Source organism: Sagittula sp. NFXS13, assembly GCF_040148795.1.
GTDB classification, from domain to species: Bacteria; Pseudomonadota; Alphaproteobacteria; order Rhodobacterales; family Rhodobacteraceae; genus Sagittula; species Sagittula marina.
Window position 1 is genome coordinate 785,995 of sequence record NZ_JAGEMH010000001.1, and the last position, 26,017, is coordinate 812,011.

At 59.5% G+C, this 26,017-nt stretch carries 24 protein-coding genes and 1 pseudogene; 17 read left to right on the forward strand and 8 right to left on the reverse strand.

Annotation, left to right across the window (positions count from 1 at the left end; translation table 11 throughout):
- Positions 1–46: 46 nt before the first annotated feature.
- The 8 genes from J4E08_RS03740 to phoB all read left to right on the forward strand — a co-directional run bounded on the left by J4E08_RS03740 (position 47) and on the right by phoB (position 8,811).
- The gene (locus J4E08_RS03740; protein ID WP_349537338.1) at positions 47–1,222 is read left to right on the forward strand and encodes a trans-sulfuration enzyme family protein; all 1,176 of its coding nucleotides are present in this window, start codon (positions 47–49) and stop codon (positions 1,220–1,222) included.
- Positions 1,222–2,259 carry a sensor histidine kinase gene (locus J4E08_RS03745; protein ID WP_183964730.1) on the forward strand — a complete coding sequence of 346 codons (1,038 nt, stop codon included), beginning with the start codon at positions 1,222–1,224 and terminating at the stop codon, positions 2,257–2,259. The genes J4E08_RS03740 and J4E08_RS03745 overlap by 1 nt, the downstream gene beginning before the upstream one ends.
- A gap of 330 nt (positions 2,260–2,589) precedes the next feature.
- Entirely contained in the window at positions 2,590–3,627 is a 1,038-nt protein-coding gene (locus J4E08_RS03750) for a PstS family phosphate ABC transporter substrate-binding protein (protein ID WP_349537339.1), read from the forward strand.
- Between the two features lie 102 nt (positions 3,628–3,729).
- A complete protein-coding gene (pstC, locus tag J4E08_RS03755; RefSeq protein ID WP_183964734.1) occupies positions 3,730–5,193 on the forward strand; it encodes a phosphate ABC transporter permease subunit PstC in 1,464 nt (487 codons plus the stop codon).
- Positions 5,193–6,545, forward strand: a complete 1,353-nt coding sequence (pstA, locus tag J4E08_RS03760) for a phosphate ABC transporter permease PstA (protein ID WP_183964736.1) — start codon at positions 5,193–5,195, stop codon at positions 6,543–6,545. The genes pstC and pstA overlap by 1 nt, the downstream gene beginning before the upstream one ends.
- 27 nt (positions 6,546–6,572) lie before the next feature.
- A complete protein-coding gene (pstB, locus tag J4E08_RS03765; protein WP_349537340.1) occupies positions 6,573–7,373 on the forward strand; it encodes a phosphate ABC transporter ATP-binding protein PstB in 801 nt (266 codons plus the stop codon).
- 3 nt (positions 7,374–7,376) lie between these two features.
- On the forward strand, positions 7,377–8,117 hold the full coding sequence (phoU, locus tag J4E08_RS03770; RefSeq protein ID WP_183964739.1) for a phosphate signaling complex protein PhoU: 741 nt from the start codon (positions 7,377–7,379) through the stop codon (positions 8,115–8,117).
- 4 nt (positions 8,118–8,121) lie between these two features.
- Positions 8,122–8,811: a phosphate regulon transcriptional regulator PhoB gene (gene phoB, locus J4E08_RS03775; protein WP_183964741.1), complete on the forward strand. Its 690-nt coding sequence runs from the start codon at positions 8,122–8,124 to the stop codon at positions 8,809–8,811.
- 53 nt (positions 8,812–8,864) lie between these two features.
- Here phoB and J4E08_RS03780 read toward each other — a convergent pair whose 3' ends face one another.
- Together J4E08_RS03780 and J4E08_RS24470 are read right to left on the reverse strand one after the other, a co-directional pair.
- Entirely contained in the window at positions 8,865–9,395 is a 531-nt protein-coding gene (locus J4E08_RS03780; protein WP_349537341.1) for a GNAT family N-acetyltransferase, read from the reverse strand.
- 106 nt (positions 9,396–9,501) lie between these two features.
- Positions 9,502–9,653: pseudogene (locus J4E08_RS24470) on the reverse strand (IS30 family transposase); the annotation flags it as partial.
- 259 nt (positions 9,654–9,912) lie between these two features.
- Between J4E08_RS24470 and aroQ the strand changes: the two are divergent.
- Both aroQ and J4E08_RS03790 read left to right on the forward strand, forming a co-directional pair.
- Positions 9,913–10,356: a type II 3-dehydroquinate dehydratase gene (gene aroQ, locus J4E08_RS03785; RefSeq protein WP_349537342.1), complete on the forward strand. Its 444-nt coding sequence runs from the start codon at positions 9,913–9,915 to the stop codon at positions 10,354–10,356.
- The gene (locus J4E08_RS03790) at positions 10,353–11,114 is read left to right on the forward strand and encodes a LuxR family transcriptional regulator (RefSeq protein WP_349537343.1); all 762 of its coding nucleotides are present in this window, start codon (positions 10,353–10,355) and stop codon (positions 11,112–11,114) included. The genes aroQ and J4E08_RS03790 overlap by 4 nt, the downstream gene beginning before the upstream one ends.
- A gap of 594 nt (positions 11,115–11,708) precedes the next feature.
- On the opposite strand, the gene tsf is transcribed toward J4E08_RS03790, so the two are convergent.
- Together tsf and rpsB are read right to left on the reverse strand one after the other, a co-directional pair.
- The gene (gene tsf, locus J4E08_RS03795) at positions 11,709–12,584 is read right to left on the reverse strand and encodes a translation elongation factor Ts (protein ID WP_183964749.1); all 876 of its coding nucleotides are present in this window, start codon (positions 12,582–12,584) and stop codon (positions 11,709–11,711) included.
- Positions 12,585–12,724: 140 nt separating this feature from the next.
- The gene (gene rpsB / locus J4E08_RS03800) at positions 12,725–13,489 is read right to left on the reverse strand and encodes a 30S ribosomal protein S2 (RefSeq protein WP_183964751.1); all 765 of its coding nucleotides are present in this window, start codon (positions 13,487–13,489) and stop codon (positions 12,725–12,727) included.
- A gap of 262 nt (positions 13,490–13,751) precedes the next feature.
- Between rpsB and J4E08_RS03805 the strand changes: the two genes are divergently transcribed.
- A complete protein-coding gene (locus J4E08_RS03805) occupies positions 13,752–14,291 on the forward strand; it encodes a helix-hairpin-helix domain-containing protein (RefSeq protein WP_349537344.1) in 540 nt (179 codons plus the stop codon).
- Positions 14,292–14,328: 37 nt separating this feature from the next.
- Here the strand turns inward: J4E08_RS03805 and J4E08_RS03810 are convergent, their stop codons facing one another.
- Both J4E08_RS03810 and J4E08_RS03815 read right to left on the reverse strand, forming a co-directional pair.
- Positions 14,329–15,630 carry a HupE/UreJ family protein gene (locus J4E08_RS03810; protein WP_349537345.1) on the reverse strand — a complete coding sequence of 434 codons (1,302 nt, stop codon included), beginning with the start codon at positions 15,628–15,630 and terminating at the stop codon, positions 14,329–14,331.
- A 99-nt stretch (positions 15,631–15,729) separates the two neighbouring features.
- Positions 15,730–16,950, reverse strand: a complete 1,221-nt coding sequence (locus J4E08_RS03815; RefSeq protein WP_349537346.1) for an acyl-CoA dehydrogenase — start codon at positions 16,948–16,950, stop codon at positions 15,730–15,732.
- Positions 16,951–17,035: 85 nt separating this feature from the next.
- On the opposite strand from J4E08_RS03815, the gene J4E08_RS03820 reads away from it, so the two are divergent.
- From J4E08_RS03820 to J4E08_RS03840, 5 genes are all read left to right on the forward strand, one after another.
- Positions 17,036–17,962, forward strand: a complete 927-nt coding sequence (locus J4E08_RS03820; protein ID WP_349537347.1) for a LysR substrate-binding domain-containing protein — start codon at positions 17,036–17,038, stop codon at positions 17,960–17,962.
- Positions 17,959–18,852, forward strand: coding sequence for a PfkB family carbohydrate kinase (locus tag J4E08_RS03825; RefSeq protein ID WP_349537348.1), 894 nt, complete (start codon positions 17,959–17,961; stop codon positions 18,850–18,852). Before J4E08_RS03820 ends, J4E08_RS03825 begins: the two co-directional genes overlap by 4 nt.
- Complete coding sequence (locus tag J4E08_RS03830; RefSeq protein WP_349537349.1) at positions 18,849–19,754, forward strand: pseudouridine-5'-phosphate glycosidase; 906 nt, start codon at positions 18,849–18,851, stop codon at positions 19,752–19,754. Before J4E08_RS03825 ends, J4E08_RS03830 begins: the two co-directional genes overlap by 4 nt.
- Positions 19,755–19,860: 106 nt before the next feature.
- The gene (locus tag J4E08_RS03835; protein ID WP_183964765.1) at positions 19,861–20,640 is read left to right on the forward strand and encodes a DUF502 domain-containing protein; all 780 of its coding nucleotides are present in this window, start codon (positions 19,861–19,863) and stop codon (positions 20,638–20,640) included.
- Positions 20,641–21,109: 469 nt separating this feature from the next.
- The gene (locus J4E08_RS03840; RefSeq protein ID WP_349537350.1) at positions 21,110–21,889 is read left to right on the forward strand and encodes a transglutaminase-like domain-containing protein; all 780 of its coding nucleotides are present in this window, start codon (positions 21,110–21,112) and stop codon (positions 21,887–21,889) included.
- Here J4E08_RS03840 and J4E08_RS03845 read toward each other — a convergent pair whose 3' ends face one another.
- Both J4E08_RS03845 and J4E08_RS03850 read right to left on the reverse strand, forming a co-directional pair.
- A complete protein-coding gene (locus tag J4E08_RS03845) occupies positions 21,890–22,924 on the reverse strand; it encodes a patatin-like phospholipase family protein (protein ID WP_349537351.1) in 1,035 nt (344 codons plus the stop codon).
- 104 nt (positions 22,925–23,028) lie between these two features.
- Positions 23,029–23,802: a 3-hydroxybutyrate dehydrogenase gene (locus J4E08_RS03850; RefSeq protein ID WP_183964771.1), complete on the reverse strand. Its 774-nt coding sequence runs from the start codon at positions 23,800–23,802 to the stop codon at positions 23,029–23,031.
- Between the two features lie 360 nt (positions 23,803–24,162).
- Here J4E08_RS03850 and J4E08_RS03855 point away from each other — a divergent pair, with 360 nt between their 5' ends.
- Entirely contained in the window at positions 24,163–25,986 is a 1,824-nt protein-coding gene (locus J4E08_RS03855; RefSeq protein WP_349537456.1) for an extracellular solute-binding protein, read from the forward strand.
- Positions 25,987–26,017: the final 31 nt, after the last annotated feature.

Here is a 26,017-nt window from a genome sequence, read left to right on the forward strand (position 1 = left end):
CACGAAGCGCGGGGCAAGCGTCTCCGCCAAAAGACAGGGGTGCTTCATGAAGCCCACCATCCAACGTCCCGTTACCATTCCTGACAGCCTTTCGACTCCGGTCATCACGCCTATCATGCCGTCGGTTGTCTATGCCTCCAGAACGCCTGATGAGTTGGACAGCCAATATGAGGGCCGCGCCTCTGGCTACACCTATGCGCGGGAGGGGCACCCGAACGCGTCTGTGCTGGCGGCGCGCATCGACGCGCTGGAAGGCGTCTCCGGCGGAATCGTCCTGGGGTCCGGCATGGCGGCGGTGACAGCGGTGTTGCTCGGCTTGACCAAGGCGGGCGATCACGTGGTTGGCGGCGATCAGTTGTACGGACGATCCCTGCGGATGATGGCCGAAGACCTGCCGCGCCTCGGGATCACGACCACGCTTGCGGATGTGAGTGATGTGGAGGCCGTCGAAGCGGCGCTCCGTCCCGAGACCCGGATGGTGCTTATCGAAGTGGTGTCCAACCCGACGCTTCGGCTTGCCGATCTCGATGGCATCGCTGCCTTGTGCAAGTCCAAGGGCGTGCTGCTGGTGGTGGACAACACCTTTACGACGCCACTGGCGGTCAAGCCCTTCGAGCATGGTGCCGATATCGTGCTGCATTCGGTGACCAAGCTGCTGGCGGGCCATTCGGACGCGACATTAGGCTGGGTGGCTGCGAAGGATCCCGAGCTGATGCAACGGATGAATGTGTTCGCCGTGACCACCGGCATGACGGCCAGCCCCTTTGACTGCTGGCTGGCGGAGCGGGGACTTGCAACCTTCCCGATCCGGTTCCAGCGCGCCCAAGAGACGGCAAAGCGGCTGGCAGATCACCTCGCCGGAAAGGCTGGTGTGGCCAAGGTGCTGTATCCGACGCGCAGCGATCACCCGGATATGTCCCGCGCGCAATCGCTTTTGAAAGGGCAGGGCGGGAACATGGTGTCCTTCATCCTCGACGGCGGACGTGCGCAAGCCAATGCCTTTGCCGAGGCCGCCAAGGGGATCGCGTTCGCACCGACCTTGGGCGATGTGGGCAGCACGTTGTCGCACCCTGCCTCGTCCTCGCACCGCGCGCTGACATCAGAAGGCCGCGCAGCTCTGGGAATCACGGAAGGCTTCTTTCGTGTGTCCGTCGGTCTCGAAGACCCCGAAGCGCTGCTCGCCTGTTTTGACGATGGCCTGAGCGCCGCGCGGTCTGCCTGATGCGCGCCGATGCTTCGGATGTGGTCGAGGCGGTTCCGCTGCCTTGTCTTCTGGTGCGACGCGATGAACGGATCGAGGCCGCGAATGACGCGGCTCTGGCGCTGTTGGGCCAGGGAATCCGCGGACGGCATTTCATCACCGCCCTGCGCGCGCCAACGCTGCTGGACGGGATCGAAAACTGCCTTCGCGATGGCGAAGGGCGTACCTGTGACTACCTGACCAGCAACGGGCGGCAGGACACGACGTATCGCGTGACCATCCGCGCGCTGCCGCTAGACAGCGGGCGTGGCGCGTTGATCACATTTCTCGACGTAACAGAGATGGCGCAAGCCGGACAGATGCGCCGTGATTTCGTCGCAAACGTCAGCCACGAGCTGCGCACACCGCTGACAGCGCTCATCGGCTTCATTGAGACGCTAAAAGGCCCGGCGCGCAATGACCCCGTCGGGCAGGCGCGTTTCCTGTCGATCATGGAGGCAGAAGCCGCGCGCATGAACCGACTTATCGGGGACCTGTTATCCCTCAGTCGGGTAGAGGCAGAGGAACGGGTGCGCCCCACGGACAGGATTGACCCCGTGGGGATCGTGCGCTCTGTCATGCACGGATTGCAGCCCTTGGCCGAAGAGGCGCGTGTCACCTTGGCCGAAAGCTTGCCTGAGGCGCCGCTGTCCATGATGGGAGATGAAGATCAGTTGCGGCAAGTGCTGACCAACCTGATTGAGAATGGCATCAAATATGCCGGAGCCGCTGCACAGGTCACGGTCACCGTCGAACCCGTCGCCGACGATCCGCGCCTGCGCGGTCCTGCGGTGCGGTTCACCGTGGCGGACACCGGTCCGGGGATCGAACACTACCACCTTCCGCGTCTGACGGAACGATTCTACCGGGTGGACGGCCATCGCTCGCGGGAGAAGGGCGGCACCGGGCTTGGTCTCGCAATCGTCAAACACATCGTGAACCGCCACCGTGGTCGTCTGCGGGTGGAAAGCGAGCCGGGGCAGGGCACTCAGTTCATCTTCTCCCTGCCGATGGCGTAAGTGTTCGTGAACAAACTGTCATAAATCCGCTCTGACGGCTCTTCGACAAGGGAATCTCTGGCTCGTTTGGGCCAAGTGGACCCGAAAACTGTCGCCAAAGGTTATCGCCATGACCCGCAACCTTCTCGAAAAACCGTAGGAAAAACTATCTATAGGTGTAATTCAAACCCCCAACTCCATTTCAGGCAGTGATTTGGCCGAAAAACAGGGCTTCGGCTCAGAGTTCATGAAACTGTTACACAAGCGTCACAAAAGCATCGTGCAGGGACACTAGGTCTGCCCCCAAGATCACCACACAGGCGATCGCATCCTAAACCTCAGGAGCAAGATATGACCCTCAAGATGACCGCCTCCGCTCTGGCGATGGCCGCAGTTGCCGCGACCTCCGCCGCTGCCCGTGACAACGTGCAGGTCGCTGGTTCGTCCACCGTTCTGCCCTACGCTTCGATCGTTGCCGAAGCCTTTGGCGAAAACTTCGACTTCCCGACACCGGTCGTGGAATCCGGCGGCTCCTCCGCTGGCCTGAAGCGTTTCTGCGAAGGTGTGGGCGAGAACACCATCGACGTCGCCAACGCGTCCCGTGCGATCCGCGAAAAGGAAATCAAGGCCTGCGCCGACAACGGTGTCACCGACATCATCGAAACCCGCATTGGCTATGACGGCATCGTCTTTGCCTCGCAGATCGACGGCCCGGCGTTCACCGCGTTTGAACCGGCTGACATCTACAACGCGCTTGGCGCCAAGGTCCTGAAGGACGGTGAACTGGTCGACAACGACTACACCACCTGGAACGCCTTCAACGCCGACCTGCCCGACGCCGAAATCATGGCCTTCATCCCCGGCACCAAGCACGGCACACGTGAAGTGTTCGAAGAGAAAGTCCTCGTCGCCGGCTGCGAAGCCACTGGTGCGATGGAAGCCATGATCGCTGACGGCATGTCCGAAGACGACGCAGAGGACGCCTGCATGTCCGTGCGCGCTGACGGCCGCTCCGTGGACATCGACGGCGACTACACAGAGACGCTCGCATCCATTGACTCCAACCCGAATGGCATCGGCGTGTTTGGTCTGGCGTTCTACGAGAACAACACCGACTCTCTGAAGGTTGCGACCATGTCCGGCGTCGCGCCCACAACCGAAACCATCGCCGCAGGCGACTACCCGGTTTCCCGCCCGCTGTTCTTCTACGTGAAGAAAGCGCACATCGGCGTGATCCCCGGTCTGAAGGAATACGCATCCTTCTTCGTGGCTGACGAAATCGCAGGCCCCGACGGCCCGCTGGCCGAATACGGCCTCGTGTCCGATCCTGAGCTTGCCGACACGCAGGCAAAGATCGAGAACGAGACCACCATGGGCGAAGGCATGTAATCAAGCACACCGGGATATTTCCCCGGTGTCTGCGGGGGCGGCGCTATCCGCTGCCCCCGTTCCCTTTTAGGACCTTCAACGAACCAAGACCTCGGGGGGCATATGCCTGCTTACTGGCTTTTCCTGATCGTGCTTGCCATCGCGGCTGTGGGCTTTGTGCTCGGCCGGATGCGTGCACTGCAAAGCGCGAAAGGCGACAGCCGTGCGCTGCATTCGCTTAAGGGCTACTACGGCTGGAACGTCGCGCTAAAGGTGCTGATCCCGGCGCTTTTGGTGCTGGTGGTCTGGCAACTGGCCTATCCGCTCTACACCAACGCGACGGTCGCCGGGTTGATCCCTGAGGCCAGTGTCAACGATGGGTCGAGCGCCGATCTGGTGCTGGCCGAAGTGCGCCGCACCGCCAACGGACTGGAGGCCGCCGTTGCCTCCGGACAAATCGCAGATACCCAGGCGCGCGATACCCTGGCCGATCCAGTCGCGATGACGGACAGCCTGCGCAGCGCGGGCCAAATCGTCACGTCTGAGCTGACAACACCCATCCTGAACGCCGCGCAACACTACCGGGCCATGGGCGAAACCGGCGCTCTGATCCGCACCGTGGTCGTCTTGCTGGTTGCATTTGGTGGTCTTTTCTGGGGCCTGTCGGACAGTTACAAGGATTTCCGCGCCCGCAATACGGTGGAGCAAACGGTCAAATACCTGCTGATCGCAGCCGCGTCGATCGCGATCCTGACCACGCTTGGCATTGTGCTGTCGCTGATCGGGAACACGATCCGCTTCTTCAACCTTTATCCGGCGTCGGAATTCTTTGGCTCGCTCACATGGCAGCCGTCCTTTGGCGGCGGGTCCGAGCTGGGCATCTGGCCGTTGCTCTGGGGGACGCTCTATATCTCTTTCGTGGCGCTTCTGGTGGCCGTTCCAATCGGTTTGTTCGCTGCTGTATACCTGTCCGAATACGCCAGCCCGAAGCTGCGCGCCTTTGCCAAACCGGCGTTGGAGGTGCTCGCGGGTATCCCGACGATCGTCTACGGCCTGTTCGCGCTGCTCACCATCGGGCCACTCCTGATCAGTGTTTTCGGTCCCGACGGTGCAGGTTGGATGACCGGCACACGCTCGGTGATGACCGCTGGCATCGCCATGGGCATCATGCTGATCCCTTTCGTGTCTTCGCTTTCTGACGACATCATCAACGCCGTGCCACAGGCGATGCGCGACGGCTCCTACGGTCTGGGCGCGACGAAATCCGAAACGGTGAAGCAGGTGGTTCTGCCTGCTGCGCTGCCGGGCATCGTTGGCGCCGTGCTGCTCGCCGCCTCCCGCGCCATTGGCGAGACCATGATCGTGGTGCTTGGGGCTGGGGCTGCGGCCCGCCTGTCGCTGAACCCGCTCGAAGCCATGACCACCGTAACCACCCGCATCGTGTCACAGCTGACCGGCGACGCAGACTTTGCCTCGCCAGAGGCGCTGGTGGCTTTTGCCCTTGGCATGACCCTCTTTGTTCTGACCCTCGGGCTGAACGTCTTTGCACTCTATATCGTGCGCACATACCGGGAGCAGTACGACTGATGACCGACGCATCCATGCCCACCGACACTCCGCGCCACGGCAAGTCCATCATGGTGGCTGACGCGCACACGAAAAAGCGTAACGCCTCCGAGAAACGCTTTCAGGCTTATGGTCTGGCGGCCATCGGGGCAGGGGTCTTCTTCCTGCTTGTGCTGCTGGGCGCCATCCTGTCCAACGGGCTCAGCGCGTTTCAGCAGACTTTCATTGAGGTGCCCGTCTACCTTGATGCAGCAAAGCTCGATAAAAATGGCAACCGCGATCCTGAAGATCTGAAAAAGGTCTCGACCTTTGGCTACAACCCGCTGATCCAGAATGCCATTCTGGAGCAAGTGCAAGCCGCCGGGATCGACACGCCCCTGGATAAAGCCAGCGAAATGAAGGCTCTGATTTCAGCCTCCGCCGCGGCGCAGCTGCGCGACCGTGTCATCGCCAACCCCGATCTCGTGGGCGAAACAGTAGATTTTCGCATCCTCGCGGCGTCTCGGGTCGATGGCTACCTCAAAGGCCGCGTGCAGCGCGAAGACCTTGCCCGCGACAAGAACATCGATGCTGTACACCTTGATATCGTTGACCAAATGAGGGAAAGGGGTTTGCTCGCCAAGGCCTTTAACTGGGAATTCGTGTTCGGCGCGGATGCCTCTGAAAGCCGCCCGGAACAGGCGGGCATCGGTATCGCCATGCTTGGCTCGTTCTTCATGATGCTGGTGGTGCTGGCGCTGGCGCTGCCCATCGGCGTCGCTGCCTCCATCTATCTCGAAGAATTCGCTCCGCAAAACTGGTTCACCGACCTGATCGAGGTGAACATCTCCAACCTCGCGGCGGTGCCATCCATCGTCTTTGGTATCCTTGGCCTTTCCGTGTTCATCCAGTTCGCCGGGCTGCCGCAGTCCGCGCCTTTGGTGGGGGGACTTGTCCTGACGCTGATGACACTGCCGACGATCATCATCTCGACCCGCGCCGCGCTGAAGGCCGTTCCACCCTCGATCCGTGATGCGGCGCTCGGCATTGGCGCGTCCAAGATGCAATCGGTCTTTCACCATGTCCTTCCGCTCGCCATGCCCGGCATCCTGACCGGGACCATCATCGGGCTGGCTCAGGCCTTGGGAGAGACCGCGCCGCTGCTGCTGATCGGCATGGTCGGCTACATCGCCACCAACGCCCCGGATGGCCTGGTCGAAGGCTTCATGTCGCCAAACTCAGCCATGCCCGCGCAGATCTACGAATGGGCCAAACGCGCCGACCCCGCATACTATGAACGCGCTTGGGGCGGCATCATCATTCTTCTGGTGTTCCTGCTGAGCATGAACATCATTGCCATCATCCTGCGTCGCCGCTTTGAGCGCCGCTGGTAATCCGTTGCGGAACAAAGGAACATGAATATGTACGACGCACCGCACACCACGGAGAGAGACGTGACGCAGACCGAGATAAAGATCGCCGCCAGCAACGTGCAGGTTTACTACGGCGACACCCACGCCATAAAAGACGTGGACGTCCAGATCGAAGACAAGACAGTGACCGCCTTTATCGGCCCGTCGGGCTGCGGCAAGTCGACCTTTCTGCGCACGCTGAATCGTATGAACGACACCATCGATATCTGCCGCGTTGAAGGCGACATTCGCATCGACGGCGAGGATATCTACGACAAGCGCGTCGACCCGGTGCAACTGCGCGCCAAAGTCGGCATGGTCTTTCAAAAGCCGAACCCGTTCCCGAAATCTATCTACGACAACGTGGCCTATGGCCCGCGCATCCATGGTCTGGCCAAGAACAAGACCGATCTCGATGAAATTGTGGAACGGGCCCTCAAACGCGGCGCCATCTGGAATGAAGTAAAGGACCGTCTGCATGCGCCGGGCACCGGCCTGTCGGGCGGCCAGCAGCAGCGTCTGTGCATCGCGCGTGCCGTGGCGACTGAACCCGAGGTGCTGCTGATGGATGAGCCGTGCTCCGCGCTCGATCCCATCGCAACCAGCCAGGTCGAGGAATTGATCGACGAGCTGCGCAAAGACTATTCGGTGGTCATCGTGACTCACTCCATGCAACAGGCGGCGCGCGTGTCGCAGAAAACCGCGTTCTTTCACCTGGGCAATCTGGTGGAATATGGCGAGACCGGGAAAATCTTTACCAACCCCGAAGACCCGCGCACCGAAAGCTACATCACCGGACGGATCGGATAAGCCATGAGCGACCTGAACAAACATATTGCCTCGGCCTTTGATCGTGATCTCGAAGGCATTCAGGCTCAAATCATGAAAATGGGTGGTCTTGTCGAAGAGGCCATCATGTCTGCCGCCACGGCGCTTGAAACCCGCGACGAAGAACTGGCGCAAAAGGTGCGCGATGGCGACAAGGCCATTGATGCCATGGATGAGGCGCTTGGCGAAGAAGCGGCGCGCGTCATCGCCTTGCGTGCGCCCATCGCCTCAGACTTACGGGTTGTACTGTCGGTGATGCGGATGTCTGCAAACCTCGAACGCATTGGCGATCTGTCCAAGAACATGGCCAAGCGGACCTCGGTTCTGGCGCAGATGCAAAGCATCGGTGGCACTGCGTCATCGCTGCGGCGCATGGCGCGCGAAGTGGAACTTATGCTGAAGGACGCGCTGGATTCCTACATCCAGCGGGACGAGGCGCTGGCGCTTGATGTGATCTACCGCGACCGCGACGTCGACCAGATGTACAACACGCTGTTTCGCGAAGTTTTGACTTTCATGCTGGAAGATCCGCGCAACATCACGGCGTGTATGCATCTGCATTTCATTGCAAAAAACATCGAACGCATGGGCGACCACGTGACCTCGATCTGCGAACAGGTGGTCTTTTTGACCTCTGGTGCGCTGCCTGACGAAACCCGCGAAAAGATGGACAAAACGTCCACTGAAATGGGTCCGAACCCAAACCTCGTGACGCGGAAGGACTGACACCATGTCCGCAGATCAGCCGACTGTTTTATTGGTAGAAGATGAGGCCGCGCAGCGCGCGGTCTTGTCCTACAACCTTGAAGCCGAAGGGTTTCGCGTGGCCCAAGCCGAAAATGGCGAAGAGGCCCTGATCATGGTGGCGGAGGAAAATCCGGACATTATCGTATTGGATTGGATGTTACCGAATGTGTCCGGGATCGAGGTCTGCCGCCAGATCAAATCGCGCGCAGAGACACGTAGCACGCCGGTGATCATGCTGTCAGCGCGCTCCGAAGAGGTCGATCGCGTCCGGGGTCTGGAAACCGGCGCCGACGACTATGTGATCAAACCGTACTCCGTGATCGAGCTGATGGCACGCGTCCGTGCCCAACTGCGGCGCGCGCGGCCTTCTGCGGCTGGTCTTCGGCTGGAGTATGAGGACATCATGCTCGATTCCGAAACCCACCGTGTGACGCGTTCTGGGCTTGCGTTGAAGCTGGGACCGACGGAATTTCGGCTGCTCTCGACCTTTATGGAAAAACCTGGCCGGGTCTGGTCGCGCGAGCAATTGCTCGACCGTGTATGGGGTCGTGACATCTACGTCGACACGCGCACTGTGGACGTTCACATCGGCCGTCTGCGCAAAGCGCTGAGCCAACACGGCGGCGGCGATCCGTTGCGTACCGTGCGTGGTGCGGGATACGCTTTAGGATAGGCGTGCGTGCCACCAAAGGGCAGGGCGCGGCTCTACGTTTCGCAGTGCCCCATCTACCACAGATCTGGCGCGTCGAACGGCGGGACGCTTTCTGACGGGCCGCGCAAAGTCGGCGCGCTCTGATCCTTCAGCACCTGTCCCAACCAGCCATGCGGCATACTCAACGCCTGTGGTGGTTGAACATTCTCGGTCGTGATCGGTTGAAACCCGACGCGATGATAGAACGCCGGATCGCCATAGGTGACCGCCACATCAGCGCCTTCGCTGTGTATGGCACTCAGCGCGTCTCGAAGCATCGCAGTCCCGACACCTGTGCGCTGCACCTCTGGTGCGACCGCCACGGGAGACAGCAGAACAACACGACGCGGATCCTCGGGAAACCTCAGCGGGCTGAAAAGGCACGCTGCGATCAAGTCTCGCTCCCTGAAAGATCGAAACACATGAACCTCGCCATCAGGCAATTCCAGTAGATCATTAACCAGATTACCGATCACGTCACCTGCAGCAGAACCTTCAGATGCGCTGAAAACCTCTTGAAAGAATTGAACAAGTTCATCGTCAGGGTTGGCTACGGCGAGCGGCATGGTTTTAGGTCTCCAAAAAAGCTTGGCACAATCCTAGCATCAACGGGCACGTATTTCCGAGCGACTTAATGCTTCATCCATTTTGCAACCACGTTGAGATGAGCGTGTCTTGGTCGGTGAAATGTTTCCGCGTGATCTTGCTATAGACGATTGAGCGATGCCTGCCGATCTGTGCCGCGATCTTGCTCACCGCACTTTCGCGTTCAGCGTGTCCTCAATTGCGCGTCTTTTACGCAAATCCAGGTCGGCATAGGTCATATCCGGTATCCTTGCTTTCCGGCAAGGTAGGGGATTTGTCGCAACCCAGTTTAAAATGTGCCTGACTACATACGCAAGGCCAATAATCAGTATTATGTTATAATGAGGTCCATACACAAACGATTATCGTAATAACACAAGCTGACCTCAACGCACCCACTGTGTTACGGGTCTCGGCAAAGTTGACCAAACGGTAAGCCATCACTGGACAACACTGGCCTCCACTCGGTATCTCCTTGCGACACATTAGGAGCGCGTCATGACATCGATCCTCGTACTTAACGGTCCAAACCTCAATCTGCTCGGAACCCGGCAGCCGGACGTCTACGGCCACGACACGCTTGATGATGTCGAGCAGATGTGCCGCGATCATGGCAAAGCCCACGGCGTCACAGTCGATTGCCTTCAGTCCAATTATGAAGGTGAGCTGGTGACTTGGATCCACGAGGCACGTGGTACCTATGACGGCATCATTCTGAATGCCGGAGCTTACACCCACACCTCGGTCGCTTTGGCGGATGCGGTCAAAGGCACTGAAGCCAAAATGGTCGAGCTGCACATCTCAAACGTCCACGCCCGCGAAGCCTTTCGCCATCACTCCTATCTCAGCGCAGTCGCGATCGGAGTGATGGCCGGATTTGGCGTTCGCGGCTATACTCTCGCTATCGATGCCCTGCTGGGCCATCTGGAGGACGCCGCGTGACATCCGATCAGCGTGACATCCTCATCGAACTGACCAACATCGACCGTGTCGAAGCCCTCTGGCAGCGGCATTGCCAATTGATGGAGGCCTACGGGTTTGACCGGCTTCTTTACGGGTTCACGCGGTTCATGACGCCCAATTCACTGGGCGATCCCAATGACTTCGTCGTTCTTACCAATCATACGCATGCCTACCGCAAAGGCTTCGTCGAGGATGGGCTGTACCGTCACGCTCCCATGGTGCGTTGGGCGCTGCAGAATGAAGGTCATTGCTCGTGGCAGGTTCTCGCGGATCAGCTATCTGCTGGCGCTCTCGACGAAAAAGCGCAGAAAGTTATGGCGTTCAACCTGCATCACAAGGTGCACGCGGGCTACACCATCAGCTTCAAATCCGTGTCGAGCCGTGCAAAAGGTGCGATTTCCATGACAACTTTGCCAGAGATGTCGCAAGACGATGCAGACGCCATTTGGGCGGAACATGGGTCTGACATCATCTTGTTAAACAATATCGTACACCTCAAGATCCTCACCCTGCCCGTTCCGCTGCAAAATCAGAACCTGACCCCCCGACAACGCGAGGCGCTCGAATGGGTCGGTGATGGTAAGACCATGCAGGACATTGCGCAGATCATGGGCCTGACTCAGGCCACAATCGAAAAGCACTTACGCCTCGCGCGCGAAACGCTAAACGTGGAAACCACCGCACAAGCCGTGGCGAAAGCAGCATTCCACAACCAGATGTACATTCTCGAAGCTTGACCCAACTCAACTTTATCGAGGATAAAGTTATTTAGCTTCCCGTTATACGGTTTTGAATATGTAAAGTCGTATCAAAAGTGCGGACCAGAAATCGCCTATTGTATTGGTTTTCCGATCCTTGCGGTTCATATTTTGAAATCCGTCCCCTATCTTTAACCCTAAATCGCATTTTACCGCACGGTCAGGAAATCCCGACTTCCCTAACGGCAGGTTAATTGCGAGATTGTCACTGTTCCGTGAGTGGTGGCTTTGGCCATGGGACTTGGAATGGCTGTGCGTCGTTTATTTCAGGGCGTTGTGGCTTTCCGGGCTGGCGCGGCGGGGAAATTTCTGCCTCGCAGCCAGCACCGCGACAGGACCTCCCGGCATTATCCCCAACGTCTTCGCCGGGGGGTCCGCTTTGCGTTGTCACCGTGCTGAAGCGCGTATGGCCGCGATAAGCGTTGCGGTCTTTTAGGGCCGCGTCCAGGCGTTCGACGGCCTGTGACTGTGGCGCGAAAATTCCACAAATGTCAGACAACAAACGTCCTTGAATGTAAAAAAAAGGCGCCGCTGAAACAGCGACGCCTTGGATTTCCAAAGATCTGTGAAAGATCAGCCCTGAGCGGCTTTGGCCACTTCTGCTGCGAAATCTTCTTTTTCTTTCTCGATGCCTTCGCCGACCTGCATGCGGACGAAGCCAACGATCTCTGCGCCGTTGTCTTCTGCTGCCTGCTGGACGGTCTTGTCGGTGTCGAGCGCGAACTGCTGGTTCACCAGAGTGATCTCGGCCATGTACTTCTTCATGCGGCCAACGATCATTTTCTCAATCACGGCGTCCGGCTTGCCGGACTCTTTCGCGATATCGATCTGGATCTGCTTTTCTTTTTCAACAACAGCGGGGTCCAGGTCCGCTTCGTTCAGCGCCTGCGGGTTGGCCGCCGCGACGTGCATGGCAACCTGCTTGCCAAACTCTTCGGTGCCGCCCTTCAGCGCAACCAGCACGCCGATCTGGCCCATGCCAGCGGTCGCTGCGTTGTGCACGTAGGATGCGACCACATCCCCTTCGACCTTCGCCATGCGGCGCAGGGACATGTTCTCGCCGATGGTGGCGATCTTGTCGGTGATCAGGTCATTTACGGTCTTGCCGTCGACGTCCGCGGTTTTCAACGCTTCGACGTCGTTCACGGTCAGGGCCGCTTTGGCAATGCCGCCAACCATCGCCTGGAAGTCGCCGTTCTTGGCAACGAAATCGGTCTCGGAGTTGACTTCGACAGCCACGCCAGTGCCACCGTTCACTTCGACGGCCACGAGGCCCTCGGCAGCGGTACGGCCCGCTTTCTTGGCAGCCTTCGCAAGGCCCTTGGTGCGCAGCCAGTCAACGGCGGCTTCCATGTCGCCATCGGTCTCGACCAGGGCTTTTTTGGCATCCATCATGCCAGCGCCGGTCATCTCGCGCAGTTCTTTCACCTGTGCAGCAGTGATCGCCATGTCTTGGCTCTCCTATTCTCGTCAACGGGTCCGGGTGGCCCGGTCAGCCACCCGCTTTTGTCACGGCTGTATGTCGCTTACACGACAGCGCCTGTGGAGGCGCGCGCCAAACCGAATGGTCAGGCGCGCGGCAATGCAGATTACTGCGCTGCGCCTTCCAAGGCTTCTTCGGCCGGAGCTTCTTCGAGCGCGCCGAGGTCAACGCCTGCCGCTTCCATCTGGCCGGTCATGCCGTCCAGTGCAGCGCGGGACACCAGATCGGTGTACAGAGCGATGGCACGGGCCGCGTCGTCATTGCCCGGAATGATGTAGTCGATGCCTGCGGGGGAGCAGTTGGTGTCGACGATGGCCACAACCGGGATACCCAGCTTGTTGGCTTCTGCGACTGCCAGCGCTTCTTTCTTGACGTCGATGACGAACAACATGTCCGGCACGCCGCCCATGTCACGGATACCGCCCAGCGAAGCTTGAAGTTTGGTCTGGTCGCGTTCCATGTGAAGGCGCTCTTTCTTGGTGAGGCCTTCGGCGCCGACTTCCATCTGCTCATCAATCTGCTTCAGACGGTTGATGGACTGGGACACGGTCTGCCAGTTGGTCAGCGTGCCGCCGAGCCAGCGGTGATTCATGTAATACTGTGCGCATTTTTCTGCGGCATCGGCGATCGGCTGAGCAGCCTGACGCTTGGTGCCGACGAACAGAACGCGGCCGCCTTTTGCGACGCAATCACGGATTGCCTGCAGTGCCTGGTCCAGCATCGGAACAGTTTGCGTCAGGTCCATGATGTGGATGCCATTGCGCGCGCCGTAGATGAACTCGCCCATACGGGGGTTCCAACGCTGGGTCTGGTGACCAAAGTGAACGCCAGCTTCGAGCAGCTGACGCATGGTGAACTCGGGAAGAGCCATGCTTCTATCCTTTCCGGTTTATGCCTCGGCGGGGGATTTGTCTTGGGGTTCCAAGTCAACCGGTGGACCTGTTGGGATGTCTCCCCACCAAGGCCCGCCCCCGCCTGCGGGTTCGTGACGCGGCCATTAAAGTGCTTTTTCCGGAAACGCAAGCACAGACTGATCTAAATGGATCTTACGGCCCCTCGCGTCGCGAGTGTCCGCACATTCTGGACAGATATGGGACAGTTTGCTTAAGTGCCACGTCAAGGAGACTTAAAACATGGTAAAATTGCTTGATGTGCGTGGCATCGGCCCTGCGATGGAACGTGACATGAAATCGCTTGGGCTGTCTACGCCAGACGCTGTGGCGCGCGCTGAACCGCAAGACCTGTGCGCCCTGCCCCGCGTTCAGCTTGCCCGTGCTCGGATGTTGATTGCCGCAGCCAAAGAAGCGCTGGGTCAAGCATCTTCGGCCGCTGTCGAGGATGCCGAGGACGATGGAATCCCCCTGATCCCCAGCGCTGATCCCTCTATCGATCTCGAAATTCTGGAAGAGCTGAAAGCTGCAAAGGTAAAGATAAAGCCCGCCAAAGGCGGCAAGAAAAAGAAGAATAAGAAAAAAGCCGACAAGGCCACAAAGTCCTCAAAGAAAGCCAAAAAGGACAAACAAGACAAGGCAGACAAAAAAGCCCGCAAGAACGCAAAGACCGCGAAGGAAAGCGCCGCGCGTAAAATGGCCAAGGCCGGTAAATCTGTCTCTGCAAAGTCCTCTCCGAAAAGTAAGAAGAAGAAAAAGAAAGACGCCCGCGCGTCGACATGACGGCACGGGCGGCACAAGCGGCGTCAAGAGAACCAGATTACAGGAAAACGCGTTCCACAAACCAATAGGCGCCGACGCAAGCGATTGCGCAGGATGCCGGGACCGCGACGATGCGGCGGTAGGCGTTGATGTGGTCCACGAAATGCGCAGACGCCAGACACAGCAGCGACAGCCCGGCCAGCGGCCAAAGGAAGACCGGCGCGCTGGCTCCCATGATCTGGGTAAATCCGGGTCCGTTCAGCAGGAAACCTGCCAGAACAAAGGCAATGGCCAGTAACCCGTAAACCACTTGTGCCGTGCGCTGATCTGCCTTCATCTCGTCCACCCGCTGCGCCAATACCACGAGCAGGAAGGCAATCGCCACAACCGTCAGCTGGCCGAACTCGACCCCGACGTTAAAGCCGATGAGCGCAGGAATGAACTGCCCCTGTGGCAGGCCGAATTCCTGCAGGACGCTTGCAAACCCCAACCCGTGCAGGAGGCCAAAGACAAAAATCACCGCAGGTCGCCATTTGTGCAGCTTATCAGAGACGATGTTCTCGACTGCGACATAGACGATGGAGGCCGCGATGATCGGCTCCACAATGCTGCCGGGGACGTTCACATACCCCAAGGCGCCCAAGGCCAGCGTGACGGTATGCGCCAACGTGAAAGCCGAGATTTGCCAGACCAGCGTCCGCAGACGCGTAGACAGGAAAAACAGGCCGAGCACGAACAGGATGTGATCGAGCCCCTTGGGCAAGATGTGGTCAAACCCCACGGGAATATAATTGGCAAACGTCCACCAACCTGTGGTCTCATCGCCACCGGATAACGAGATCGGATCAGACGGGCCACCGTTGAGGTAGCCGGTAAAACCATCGTCGACCCCCATTTGTCGCAGGATCAATGTGCCGTATTGCGCAGGCCAATCGACCACCAATTCCTGCGCCCCCGCCGGCAGCGTACCGTTCAGAAACAATTGACTTTCGCGCGGCAGCTCGGTGTTCTCGACCGTCTCGACATTGACCTCCGTCAGCGCCAGGTCGACGATCTCGCCATCGGCGGTCATCTTGATCGGGGCCAGAATGGCGTCGATGTCGGCCTCTATCCGCGCTTGCAACAGCTCTGGGGGCAGTTCGCGCAGCGCGTCGACGGCATTTGATCCCTCTGTTGCGTTGGTGTCCTGTATGCCCTCCAGGTCGACGCCAGCAACGATAGGCTCAGCAGACAGGCGCAACACAAGCGACAGATCCTGTCCCTCTGTCGTCAGATCGCCAATGGCAGGGCGCACCTCATGTGCCTGTGCGGCGGACAGCCAGAACACGCAAGCCAACATGGCGGTCACTAGTCGGATCATATGTCACCCTTTCCCGGTGTTTGGGCAAAAGATGACCCACCTCACAGCCGAGTCAAGCGACGGGCCGCGCATCGCGCCCCGTCGCAAAGTCACCCAAGGTCAGGCAAAGGCTTGTAGCCCGGTCTGCGCACGCCCAAGGATCAGCGCATGAACATCATGCGTGCCCTCGTAAGTGTTCACCGTCTCAAGGTTCATCATGTGGCGGATCACTTGGAATTCCGCAGAAATGCCGTTGCCGCCATGCATATCCCGTGCCATCCGCGCGATATCCAACGCTTTGCCGCAGTTGTTGCGCTTGAGGATCGAGATCATCTCAGGCGCGGCGTTGGCTGCATCCATCAGATGACCCACCCGCAAACAGCCCTGAAGCCCCAGCGCGATTTCGGTCTGCATGTCCGCGAGCTTTTTCTGGAAAAGCTGCGTCTGGGCCAAGGGACGCCCGAACTGCTTGCGATCCAGACCGTATTGCCGTGCTGCCTGCCAGCAGAACTCAGCCGCGCCCATCACGCCCCAGGCAATGCCGTAGCGCGCGCGGTTCAGACAACCAAAGGGTCCCTTGAGGCCCTGCACATGTGGCAGCAACGCGTCCTCGCCCACCTCGACACCGTCCATCACGATCTCGCCGGTGACAGAGGCCCGCAGCGACAGCTTGTTCTCGATCTTCGGCGCGCTCAGGCCCTTGGCGCCTTTTTCAAGCACAAAGCCCCGGATCTTGCCATCATGCGCGTCGGATTTCGCCCAGATCACAAAGACATCGGCGATCGGGCTGTTGGAAATCCACATTTTCGAGCCGGACAGTTTATAGCCTGTCGGCGTCTTGACCGCGCGGGTCTTCATGCCACCGGGATCGGACCCCGCGTCGGGTTCGGTCAGACCGAAACAGCCGATCAGCTTGCCCGAGGACAGGCCGGGCAGATATTTCTGCCGCTGCTCCTCAGAGCCATAGGCATAAATCGGATACATCACGAGGCTCGACTGCACCGACATCATGCTGCGGTAGCCGGAGTCGACGCGCTCGATTTCGCGCGCCACAAGCCCGTAGCTCACGTAGCCCGAGCCGATGCCGCCGTATTCCTCGGGGACCGTCACGCCGAGCAGGCCCATTTCGCCCATCTCGGTGAAGATTTCCGGCACAACCTCTTCGTTCAGGAAGCCTTTGGTTACGCGCGGGGCCAGTTTTTCAGAGGCGAAAGCGCGCGCGCCTTGCGCCAGCATCCGCTCTTCTTCGGTCAACTGGTCGTCCAGCCGGAACGGGTCGTCCCATGTAAACGTGCCAAGGTCCGGAGCGTCTTTGGGTTTCAGGGTGGGGCGGTCTGTCATATGATCCTCCATCTTTGCGACGGTTATATCTTGCGCTTGTCGCATGTAAAAACGATAATTCCGCAGGATTTCATGAGGTAATGTCATGCATCGACCCCTGCCCCCACTGACCGCCCTGCGCGCGCTGGAGGCGCTCGACCGTCTCGGCTCGGCAACCGAGGTCGCCGAGGAGATGAACCTGACACAAAGCGCGGTGTCCCGCCAGCTCAAAACCCTGGAGGAACAGCTTGACGCGCCGCTTTTCCTGAGGGATCGCAGGGCCTTGCGGCTAACACCTCAGGCAGAAACTTATGCGCAGGTGGTGCGCGAGTCGCTTGACAGCCTGACCGAAGGGGCGCTGGCCTTGCGCCTCGATCCCGCCGCAGGATCGCTACGGCTTGCAATCCTGCCCAGTTTCGGGATGCATTGGCTGGTGCCGCGCCTGCCGGATTTTGCCCGCGCCCATCCCGATGTGACGATCAACATGACCACTCGGCTGAAACCGTTCAACTTTGCGTCTGAACCCTTTGATGCTGCAATACATTTTGGCACAAGGCAGTGGTCAGCCACGCAGTCCCTTCGCCTGATGGACGAAGCGGTGCAACCCCTTGCCAGCCCGTTGCTCGTGCCCGAACCTATCACACCCGCCGCGCTGGCTGACATGCCACTGTTGCACATACAAAGCCGCCCGCGGGCTTGGACGCACTGGTTCGAAATCCAAGGTCTGCGCCCCGCACGCCTGCCCGGCACCAGCTTTGATCAGTTCCCGACGATCGCACAGGCCGCTGCACACGGCTTGGGCGTGGCGTTGCTGCCGGATTTCCTCAGCACACAAGACCGATCAGCAGGCCGCCTTGTTCCGGCCACCAACCTGCCGTCGGTGCATCTTGGACGCTATGATCTGGTCTGGCCAACGGACCGCCCCATGCCGCCCGCCTTGCGGCTGTTCCGCGACTGGTTGGCGCAGATCGTGGCTTCCGATACCGCGGCCTCTTGCCCATCGCCAAAATCGCAGTCAAGAGAGCACATATGACTGATAGGCCAGACATTCTTTGCATTGGTTCCGTCCTGTGGGACGTGATCGGACGTGCCACGTTGCATATGCAGCGCGGCTCGGATGTGCCTGGACGCATCACCCGCCTGCCGGGTGGCGTGGCGCTGAACATCGCCATGACCTTGGCCCGTTTTGGGCTGAAGCCCGCTTTGCTTTCCGCTGTGGGACGCGACTCCGAAGGAGATGAGCTGATCTCGGATTGCCGCGGACTGGGCCTGAATACCGATTTTGTCTATCGGTCCGATGACTTGCCGACAGATCGTTACATGGCCGTGGAAGGGTCGAATGGCCTGATCGCGGCCATTGCTGACGCCCATTCGCTTGAGGCCGCAGGCTCCAAGATCCTGCATCCTCTGACTGACGGAACACTCGGCTCTGCCGATGCACCTTTTGAGGGTCCCATCGCGCTCGACGGCAATCTGACGGAAAGCCTCCTGTCGGAAATTGCCGAACATCCCGGTTTTTCAGCCGCGGATCTGCGCATCGCGCCCGCAAGCCCCGGCAAGGCGCTGCGCCTTGCCCCGTTTCTGCGCGCGGGACGTGGCACCCTGTATGTCAATCTAGAGGAAGCTGGGCTCCTCTGTCAGGCCCGCTTTGCCTCCGCGACCGACGCGGCTCAAGCGTTGTTGGACCGTGGGGCCGCGCGCGCCGTGGTCACCAATGGCGGCGAGACGTGTGCCGATGCCAGTGCCACCGGTCTGATCCATGCCTGCCCGCCTAAGGTCCTTGTGACCCGGATCACCGGTGCGGGTGATACTTTCATGGCGGCGCATATCGCCGCTGAACGCGACGGGGCCACCGCAGAGGCCGCGCTGGAGCGCGCGCTGACCGCCGCCGCCGCCTATGTTTCCGGAGACATGCCGACATGATCAATCTATCCCCCGAAGTGCAAAAAGCCGTGGACGCCCAGCAACCTGTTGTGGCGCTGGAATCCACCATCATCACGCACGGGATGCCCTACCCGCAGAACGTCGAAACCGCCCGCCGCGTGGAAGCCGAAATCCGCGCCCATGGCGCCACCCCTGCCACCATCGCCATCTTGGATGGGCAGATCCACGTCGGCCTGACGGAAGAACAGCTCGAAACGCTGGCACAGTCGCGGCATGTGGCCAAGCTCTCGCGCGCCGATCTTGCCGCGTGTCTCGCCACTGGCGGTACCGGCGCGACAACTGTCTCCGCCACAATGATCTGCGCCGCGCGTGCCGGGGTGCAGGTGTTCGCCACTGGCGGCATCGGCGGCGTGCATCAAGGTGCCGAGAACAGCTTTGACATTTCTGCGGATCTGCAAGAGCTCGCCCAGACGCCTGTGACCGTGGTTGCTGCCGGGGCCAAGGCGATCCTCGACCTGCCCAAGACCTGGGAAGTGCTGGAAACCCTCGGTGTGCCGGTCATCGCCTTCGGTCAGGACGAAATGCCTGCCTTCTGGTCGCGTGCCTCGGGCATCAAGGCCCCGCTGCGGATGGATACCGCCATCGATATCGCCCGCGCCCATCATCTGCGCGGCACGCTTGGGATTCCCGGCGGACAGCTTATCGCGAACCCGATCCCGAAAGAGGCCGAGATTCCGTCCAGCGTCATCGGGCCAATCATCGCTCAGGCGACTGCGGATGCTTCCAAGCACGGCATTTCGGGCAAGAACGTCACCCCCTATCTGCTTCAGCGCATATTCGAGCTGACCGACGGCCGGTCGCTCGATGCCAATGTCGAGCTGGTGCTGAACAATGCCCGTCTCGCAGCCGCGATTGCCCGCGAACTGCGCAGCTTGGCCTGATAATTCATCAAATCCGCGCGGCCCCCATTGTGGCGCCGCGCGCCAGCGCATACTTTTGTCGCATCGCTTGCCCTGCCATGCTTCGCTGGCCCGTATCGGATTTACCATGAACGCCCCTTTCGAGCCCGAGCCGAAGAAACGCGGCACGCTTCTGACAAACCTTCGCAACTCTTTCCTGACCGGCATCGTCGTGATCGCCCCGGTTGGGTTGACCGTTTGGCTGATCTGGACGGTGGTTGGATGGGTCGACAGCTTCGTCTGGCCTTTCGTGCCGGAGGTTTACCAACCCGCATCGCTTCTCAACCGTTGGCTGCTGGACGATAACGGAACGGCGCATTGGCCGTGGCTTTACAACTTGCTGGCGAACGACCTCTCCGGACGGATCGAGGTCAACGTGCGCGGCCTTGGCGTCGTCGTGTTCCTGCTGTTCACCATGCTGGTGGGGTGGATCGCCAAGGGCATTATTGGCCGTTCCATGATCACCGTCGGTGAAAGGCTGGTGGAACGCACGCCCGTGGTGCGCTCGATCTATTCCGGGATCAAACAGCTGGCCGAAACCATCTTTGCCCAGTCCGAACGCTCGTTTGAGACGGCTTGCCTGATCGAGTACCCGCGCAAGGGCATCTGGGCCATCGGCTTCATCTCCACCCAAGCCAAGGGCGAGATCAAGGCACGCGCGCCGAACATGTCCGGTCTCACTTCGGTCTTTGTGCCGACAACGCCAAACCCGACCTCGGGCTTCTTGCTGTTCTTTCCGAACGAGGACGTGATCGAACTGGACATGAGCATTGAGGATGCGGCCAAGCTCGTAATCTCTGCCGGTCTGGTCTACCCCAACGGGCAGGATGCCAAAGAGGCGGTTGAAGCCTGGGCACAGGCCTCCTGAAGCAAGTGGCGCGAACGCCCACGCTCGCCATTCAGCAAGTGCTCTGTCGGGGCGCAATTCCCCTGCTCGTGTCTGACACGGCGGGCATCTGCTTCGTCGCCCCACAGGAGATCGACCGCCGAAAGGTCTACCGTCATTTCGGTCAGCTTTGGGCCCGACCTTGGTGGGACTCTGGTTTGAGATGCGCGCAGAGCCTGCCCGCCCTCCTCAAGTCCGCTCCGGCCTCTCTGCCATAATCCTGACGCTTGGTATCCCTGACCCGGACGCCTGAGAACCGATCTGCGCGACTGACGCCGAAAGGAATATCGCCCCAGCCTAAGGCCTAGCGTGATGCAAGACAACGATGACACGCCTCTGAAAAGCGCACCCTTGGCAACAAGGGTGCGCTTTTCCATGGAACTCATTTGCGGCCAAAGCTTTGTCTGGTTAGGTGGACATCCTTCGCCAAGCCGATTCTCCCGGAGATCAAATGCAAATCCAGATCGACGTCGCCCTGCACTACCGCTTCGCCCGCGCCAACACGGTCTTTATCGCGATCGAGGCGGCAGAGACGGATGGGCAAACCATCCTGTCGCAATGGATCGACATGCCGGGTGCGATCGTGAAACGGATCAAAGGTGACTCGGATGTGGGCGAACGTATCTGGGCACAGGTGCCGCAAGGCGACATGTGGCTCACCTACACGTCCACGATGAACGTCACCCGCACTCGGTCTGATCTGTCGACCCTCAACGCTGCGCCCCGCCACGACATCCCGGCACAGGCCGCCCCCTACCTGCGCCCTTCGCGCTATTGCCAGTCAGACAAGTTCCTGTCTTTCGTTAACAAGCGCTTCGGATTTTGCTATGGTGGCGCAAGGGTCGCAGCCATCCGCGACTGGATCGAGCAGAACCTGTCTTATGTCCCAGGCGCTTCTGACGCTGACACCAACGTGCTGGAGACATTCGCCTCGCGCGAGGGGGTTTGCCGCGACTACGCACATCTGTTGTGCTCGATGGTCCGCGCGGCGGGCATCCCCGCCCGGATGGCTGCGGTCTACAGCCCTTTCGTCAATCCGCCGGATTTCCACGCCGTGGCAGAGGTCTGGCTTGACGATGCATGGCATCTGGTGGACGGGACAGGTATGTGCCATGCCGACGACCTTGTGGTGATCGCCGTAGGCCGTGACGCCTACGACATCGCCTTCCTCGACTCCGAGGCCCCGGCGGAACTGATCAACCAAAGCGTTCGCGCCACCATCACGGGCTGATCAGGCGAACATTTCTCGCAGATTGGTGGTCTGCCGCACCCCGATGTCGTCACGGTGCTCCGCCAGAAAGGCACCAGCCGCGCGCCGACCGGCGGCCTTCATCTGCGTCAGAAGCGACGGCACGGCCACGGCCTTTGTTGCCACGGACAGCTCGTTCATCAGTGCATCATCGGAAATCATATGCACCCGCACGTCCTTCATCTGACCTGGCATCAACGTGCCGTCATGCAAAAGGCGCTGCACGAAATCAATCGCCCGCAGCTCTCGGAGCAATGACGCGTTAAAGCTGATCTCATTTATCCGGTTCTGAATTTCCGAAGGCGTCACAGGCACCTTTTCCCGGACAAGCGGGTTGATGTTTACCACCATGATGTCGTCGGGCAGCGAAGGTTTGAAGAACGGGAAAAGCGCCGGATTGCCCGTATAGCCGCCGTCCCAGAACGCTTCGACCACGCCGGTTTCAGGATCTTCCACCTCGACCGCCTGAAACATCGTCGGCAGGCAGGCTGAGGCCATGATCGCGCGTGTGTTGATACGATCGCCCTCGAAAACCCGGATCTTGCCGGTCCGTACCAGCGTGGCGCAGACAAAGAACTCCGGCCCCTGGTCGGCGCACACGTTGTTGAAATCCAACGCATTCACAATGTCTTCCAGAGGGTTTCGGTATAACGCACCCCACGAATAGGGCGACACCGACCGCGACACGGCGTCCGACCACATATAGGCCCAGGAATACTCGATGCCTTTGGACACGAAGCCAGGATCGGGCAGAAACGCCTGTGCCCAATCCGGCACGGCTGACATGTCCAGCGACCCGACCTTGTTCCACACTTGGTTCAAGGCGGCTCGGGCACCGTCGCGCCCGCCCTGCACCATGCCCGCCTTGAACGCCGCGCCGTTCAGCGCCCCCGCAGAGGCCCCGGAAATAGCGGTGACCTCGATCTCCTCGTCTTCCAGTAATCTGTCGAGCACACCCCAAGTATAGGCCCCATGCGCGCCGCCCCCTTGCAGAGCAAGGTTGATCCGCTTCGCCATTCAATGGTCCTCTTCGTATGTCGATCTTTGAAAATCAGGGACTAAACAAATAGCCGTGACGGGGCTGTGCCCCGCTGCCCGTCACGGCCCATCTTATCAATGGATCACAGTGCGGTCCAACCGCCATCAACAGAAATCGTCGTACCCGTGATCTGTTCCGCCGCGTCAGAGCACAAGAACACCGCCGTGCCGCCAATCTGCTCTGTGGTGGCAAATTCGCGCGACGGCTGACGTTCAAGGATGACCTTCTCGATCGCCTCCTCCTCCGTCATGTTATATTTCTTGGCCGTATCGGGGATCTGCGCCTCGACCAGTGGTGTCTTCACATAGCCCGGGCAAATCGCATTGCAGGTGATCGGCTCCTTTGCGGTTTCCAGCGCCGTCACCTTGGTCATCCCCACGATACCGTGCTTGGCCGCCACGTAGGCCACCTTGTAGGGCGAGGCCGTCAGACCGTGGGCCGAAGCGATGTTCACCACCCTGCCCCAGCCCGCCTTGCGCATCATGGGCAGTGCCGCGGCTGTGGTGTGAAACGCCGAGGACATGTTGATTGCAATGATCGCATCCCATTTCTCCTGCGGGAACTCCTCAATGGGCGCGACGTGCTGAATGCCAGCGTTGTTCACAAGTATATCGCAGGCCCCGGCTTTTTCGATCAATGCGCGGCACTGATCGGGCTTCGACATATCTGCCTGTATGTATCGACAGGTCACACCGTGTTCGTCGGCAATGGATTTTGCCAGTGCGTGATCGTCCTCAGTATCGCTAAAGGAGTTGATGACGATATCCGCGCCAGCCTTGGCCATCTCATGTGCGACACCCAGACCGATACCTGAATTGGACCCCGTGATGATCGCCGTTTTACCTTTGAGTGACATGCTACGCTCCTATGCTGCTTTGCAGCGAAGGATAGCCGCCCGTGTGCCAAAAGAAAGGCCGGATCGCGGTTTCGTGCATGGAAACCGCCGCGCGTCTTGGGTATTGCAGGCTTCTGCCGATCCACCTTTAACGGTTCGGGCAAAGACGTGACATTCCACTTGTCGATTGGACAAAAAAGACCCCGGCCGAAGCCGGGGTTTAGTCATTGAGGCAGGTTTCATACAGGCAAGAAACCTATCGAGCAGTGACACCTGTATAAGCAATCTCCCGCAGGAGTCCAAGCTAAAAGTTTGATAAGGCGTAAAAGCATCGGTACGCTACGGCCAAGAAAACAAGGGCAGATCGGGATTGTTTCTAATATGAACGCGAACATTTTCTCAAAGACGCGACGCTGGTCCGTCAGCATTGCGGCGATTCTCGTTGCGGGAATCGCCAATGCTGAACCGCAGCATGGCATAGCTATGTATGGTGAACCGGAACTGCCACCGGATTTTGTGTCGCTTCCCTATGCAAATGCCGATGCCCCCTTTGGCGGCAAAATCGTACTGGGTGAAGTGGGCAGTTTCGACAGCTTGAATCCGCACATTTTGAAAGGCACCGCACCGTGGCAGCTGCGCTTTCTGGCTTACGAAAGTTTGATGGGCCGCAGTTACGATGAGCCCTTCACGCTTTATGGTTTGCTAGCCGAATCTATCGAGGTCGGCCCGAATCGAGAGTGGGCAGAGTTCACGATTCGTCCGGAGGCGAGATTCTCCGACGGCTCCCCCGTAACGGTCGAAGACGTCATGTGGAGCTACGAGACGCTCGGCACCAAGGGCCACGGACGTTATCGTGGTCTGTGGCCCCAGATCGAAAGCATGGAGCAGACCGGCGAGCGGTCAGTCCGGTTCACCTTCAGCGAGGACAACAGAGAGCTGGCGATGATCGTCGGCATGCGGCCCATTCTGAAGAAAGCCCAGTGGGACGGGATCGATTTCGCAAATTCCGGACTGGACGTGGTTCCAATCAGTTCTGCGCCTTACCTCATTTCCGACTATGAGCCTGGCCGATTCGTCGAACTGAGTCGTGACCCGAATTACTGGGGAAAAGACATCCCTTTTCGCAAAGGCACAAACGTCCTCGATACGATTCGAATGGAATTCTTTGCTGATTCGACCGCGCATTTCGAAGCCTTCAAAGGCGGGCTCTTGAATTCGATTCGCGAGACGAATGTCGAAAAATGGCGCACCCAATATGATTTCCCCCGCGTGCAAAACGGCGAGGTGGTGAAGTCCGAGATCGGTCACGATCGGCCAACTGGGCTTTACGGATTCGTGATGAACACGCGCCGTCAGACCTTCGCAGATTGGCGCGTCCGCGAAGCCATGCTTTTGGCCTTCAACTTCGAGTACATTAACGACGTTCAAACAGGCGGCAGTCAGCCTCGGGTAACGTCTTACTTCTCCAACTCCGTTCTGGAAAAACAGGACGGTCCGGCCGAGGGGCGTGTGCGTGAGTTGCTGGAGCCGTTCGCCGATGACCTTCTGCCCGGCGCACTTGAAGGCTACAGCTTGCCTGAAAGCGACGGCACCCCGCGCAACCGTGCCAACCTGGCAAAGGCGATGGATCTGCTCACAGCGGCAGGATGGACTGTCGATGCTGGCACTTTGGTCGACGACGCCGGTCAGCCCTTCGAGTTCGAAATTCTGATCCGCCAAGGGCAAAGCGACAACGCCGCAATCGCTGATATCTATGTCACCGCACTGGAACGCCTCGGCATCGCCGCCACCGTGATCGAAGTCGATTCCGCCCAGTACGAGGACCGGATCGCAAATTATGATTACGATATGACGTATTATGAGCGCGGTGCCTCGCTCAGCCCCGGCAACGAGCAGAAGCTTTATTGGGGCGCAGACGGCGTCGAAACGCCGGGTTCACGGAACTACATGGGCATGAACTCCCCGGCTGCAGAGGCAATGATCGACACGATGTTAAGCGCTGAAAGCCGCGATGACTTTGTTGCTGCGGCCCGTGCTCTGGACCGCGTGCTCGCCTCTGGCCGGTATGTGATCCCGATTATGTACCGCTACGACAAGACCCGTATCGCCCACGCTAAGGAACTGAAGTATTCCGAGGATCTGCCAATTTACGGTGATTGGCTGGAATTTCAGCCTGACGTCTGGTGGTGGGACAAGACCGAGTAGTGACAATCGGTGGGGCTTTGTCGTCCCACTG

Bases quoted from the DNA above. Each gene is read 5' to 3' on its own strand.
- J4E08_RS03740 (WP_349537338.1), top strand. From the start codon at position 47: ATGAAGCCCACCATCCAACGTCCCGTTACCATTCCTGACAGCCTTTCG.
- J4E08_RS03745 (WP_183964730.1), top strand. From the start codon at position 1,222: ATGCGCGCCGATGCTTCGGATGTGGTCGAGGCGGTTCCGCTGCCTTGT.
- J4E08_RS03750 (WP_349537339.1), top strand. From the start codon at position 2,590: ATGACCCTCAAGATGACCGCCTCCGCTCTGGCGATGGCCGCAGTTGCC.
- pstC (WP_183964734.1), top strand. From the start codon at position 3,730: ATGCCTGCTTACTGGCTTTTCCTGATCGTGCTTGCCATCGCGGCTGTG.
- pstA (WP_183964736.1), top strand. From the start codon at position 5,193: ATGACCGACGCATCCATGCCCACCGACACTCCGCGCCACGGCAAGTCC.
- pstB (WP_349537340.1), top strand. From the start codon at position 6,573: ATGTACGACGCACCGCACACCACGGAGAGAGACGTGACGCAGACCGAG.
- phoU (WP_183964739.1), top strand. From the start codon at position 7,377: ATGAGCGACCTGAACAAACATATTGCCTCGGCCTTTGATCGTGATCTC.
- phoB (WP_183964741.1), top strand. From the start codon at position 8,122: ATGTCCGCAGATCAGCCGACTGTTTTATTGGTAGAAGATGAGGCCGCG.
- J4E08_RS03780 (WP_349537341.1), bottom strand. From the start codon at position 9,395: ATGCCGCTCGCCGTAGCCAACCCTGACGATGAACTTGTTCAATTCTTT.
- aroQ (WP_349537342.1), top strand. From the start codon at position 9,913: ATGACATCGATCCTCGTACTTAACGGTCCAAACCTCAATCTGCTCGGA.
- tsf (WP_183964749.1), bottom strand. From the start codon at position 12,584: ATGGCGATCACTGCTGCACAGGTGAAAGAACTGCGCGAGATGACCGGC.
- rpsB (WP_183964751.1), bottom strand. From the start codon at position 13,489: ATGGCTCTTCCCGAGTTCACCATGCGTCAGCTGCTCGAAGCTGGCGTT.
- J4E08_RS03805 (WP_349537344.1), top strand. From the start codon at position 13,752: ATGGTAAAATTGCTTGATGTGCGTGGCATCGGCCCTGCGATGGAACGT.
- J4E08_RS03810 (WP_349537345.1), bottom strand. From the start codon at position 15,630: ATGATCCGACTAGTGACCGCCATGTTGGCTTGCGTGTTCTGGCTGTCC.
- J4E08_RS03815 (WP_349537346.1), bottom strand. From the start codon at position 16,950: ATGACAGACCGCCCCACCCTGAAACCCAAAGACGCTCCGGACCTTGGC.
- J4E08_RS03820 (WP_349537347.1), top strand. From the start codon at position 17,036: ATGCATCGACCCCTGCCCCCACTGACCGCCCTGCGCGCGCTGGAGGCG.
- J4E08_RS03825 (WP_349537348.1), top strand. From the start codon at position 17,959: ATGACTGATAGGCCAGACATTCTTTGCATTGGTTCCGTCCTGTGGGAC.
- J4E08_RS03830 (WP_349537349.1), top strand. From the start codon at position 18,849: ATGATCAATCTATCCCCCGAAGTGCAAAAAGCCGTGGACGCCCAGCAA.
- J4E08_RS03835 (WP_183964765.1), top strand. From the start codon at position 19,861: ATGAACGCCCCTTTCGAGCCCGAGCCGAAGAAACGCGGCACGCTTCTG.
- J4E08_RS03840 (WP_349537350.1), top strand. From the start codon at position 21,110: ATGCAAATCCAGATCGACGTCGCCCTGCACTACCGCTTCGCCCGCGCC.
- J4E08_RS03845 (WP_349537351.1), bottom strand. From the start codon at position 22,924: ATGGCGAAGCGGATCAACCTTGCTCTGCAAGGGGGCGGCGCGCATGGG.
- J4E08_RS03850 (WP_183964771.1), bottom strand. From the start codon at position 23,802: ATGTCACTCAAAGGTAAAACGGCGATCATCACGGGGTCCAATTCAGGT.
- J4E08_RS03855 (WP_349537456.1), top strand. From the start codon at position 24,163: ATGAACGCGAACATTTTCTCAAAGACGCGACGCTGGTCCGTCAGCATT.